Consider the following 2,294-nt stretch of genomic DNA (forward strand, 5'->3'; position numbering starts at 1 on the left):
TATGTTGCGGGCAACGCTGGATCGTGACGAGAACGGCGAGTGGGTTTTCGAGGCGCGTCCGGTGGGGTCGGTCGATGTGGCGGACTGGATCCGGCATTACCCGGTGCCCGCGGATATCGATGACGCCGAGTTGAATTCGGTGGCGTCGCAGGCTGCTGATGCGGCGCTGCGTGAACTGGATCCGCAGACCGGGGACCTGATCCGCTTCCTGTGGTTCGACTTCAAAACCGGTACGGGTGCCGATGCGGGTTCGGGCTCGACTCGGCACGGCGTGCTCTACATCGTCGGCCACCACTTCGTGGTCGATGGTGTCTCGTGGCGAATTCTGGTGCCGGACATGGCGATCGCGTGGTCGCAGCTGACGGCCGGTCAGCCGGTGGCGTTGGCGCCGGCGGGTACCTCGATGCGCCGTTGGACCCATGCGTTGGCCGATGAGGCGGTAACGCCGGGCCGTTCTGCCGAACTGGAACTGTGGCGTGAAATCCTCGACGTCGAGGATCCGCTGCTGGGTTCGCGGGCATTGGATCCGGTGACCGATATCGGGTCAACCCTGGATCGGGTCGACGTGGAGATCCCGGCCGAGGTTGCCGACGCGGTGCTGCGGGATCTGCCCGAGTTGTACCGCGCGAGTGTCAACGACGGGTTGCTCGCCGCGTTGGCAATGGCGCTCGTGACATGGCGGCGCAATCGGGGCGTGGATCTGTCGTCTGCTTTGGTGCGGATGGAAGGCCACGGTCGTGAGGAGACCCTGATCCCGGGTGCGGATCTGTCGCGGACGGTGGGCTGGTTCACCAGCGCCTACCCGGTGCGCACGGATCTGGCCGGGATCGATGTGGCCGATGCCTTCAACGGTGGCGTTGCCGCGGGCGAAGCAGTCAAGGCGGTCAAGGAGCAGCTACTCGCCATCCCGGATCGGGGAATGGGCTATGGCCTTCTGCGCCAGTTCAATCCTGAGGGTTCGGCGCTCGAGGGCCTGTCGCAGGGACAGGTGAGTTTCAACTACCTGGGTCGTGTCGGTGGTGCCGAGGTGCCGGCCGCGTTGGCCGATATCGGGTGGGGACTGACGGCTGCGCTGGGCGCGCTCACCTCGGACATCGAGTCGAGCATTCCGGTGCACGCGGTGATCGACATCAATGCGATCGTCTCGGACGAGGGCGTCCTCAGCGCCGGGTTCACGTTCCCGAGCGGAGTCATCGATCGCGCCGACGTGGCCGACCTGGCGAAGTTGTGGAGCGACGCGTTGCGCGGGCTTGCGCAGCACACTGCGGCGCCGGGTGCGGGTGGTCTGACGCCGTCGGATCTGCCGCTGGTTGCGGTGGGTCAGGGCGATATCGATATCTGGGAGCAGCGCTACCCGAACCTGACCGACGTCTGGCAGCTCTCGCCGCTGCAGTCGGGCATGCGGTTCCACGCGATGCTCATCGAGGATGACGTCGATATCTACACGATGCAGGCGACCCTGCATTTGGGTGGCTATCTCGATGCCGAGCGGTTGCGTTCGGCGGCGCAGGCGTTGACCGAGCGGTACACGAACCTGCGGACCGCGTTCGTCACCGACTCGGCGGGCGCCGCGGTGCAACTCGTGCTCGGCCGGGTCGACGTGCCTTGGCGTGAGCTGGATCTGACGGCGGTGCCGGAGAGTGAGCGGGCCGAGCAGGCTCGTGCGGCACTGGTGGCTGATCAGGCCGATGGGTTCGATATGACCCGTCCGCCGCTGGTGCGTTTCACGTTGGTTCGCACGGCGCACGACGCGTGGCAGCTGGGTGTGACGGTTCACCACATCCTGCTCGACGGCTGGTCCATGCCGCTGTTGATGCGAGACCTGCTGGTGCTCTATGCGGTCAGCGGGGATCTGTCGGTGCTGCCGCGGGTGCGCGACTACCGGAACTTCCTCGTGTGGCTGGCCGATCGAGATCGGCAGCGCTCCCTCGATACCTGGGCGCGTGCGCTCGACGGCGTCAAAGGGCCGACGCTGCTCGAGTCGGTATCACGACAGGGCATCGGGTCCGGTGCGGGCAAGGTGAGTGTCGAGCTGAGCGAGGCCGAGACCGCACGGCTCGCAGAGGTTGCAGCCGGGCTCGGGGTCACGGTCAACACGATGGTGCAGGCGGCGTGGGCGATCCTGCTGGGCCGGATGACCGGGTCCTCGGATGTGGTGTTCGGCGCGACGGTGTCGGGTCGCCCGGCCGATGTGGCCGGTGTCGAGTCGATGGTCGGGTTGTTCATCAACACGATCCCGGTCCGGGTCCGCATCGCTACCGACGCGACGGTGGCGGGATTACTGGGCGGGTTGC

1 protein-coding gene is annotated in these 2,294 nt (G+C 66.7%); it reads left to right on the top strand.

Features of this window, described 5'->3' with window-relative positions; translation table 11 throughout:
- A partial coding sequence (locus tag A8G08_RS02245; protein ID WP_245672572.1) for a condensation domain-containing protein occupies positions 1-2,294 on the top strand: 2,294 nt, incomplete at both ends.

The sequence above is a fragment of the Aldersonia kunmingensis genome, from assembly GCF_001646865.1.
Taxonomy (GTDB): domain Bacteria; phylum Actinomycetota; class Actinomycetes; order Mycobacteriales; family Mycobacteriaceae; genus Aldersonia; species Aldersonia kunmingensis.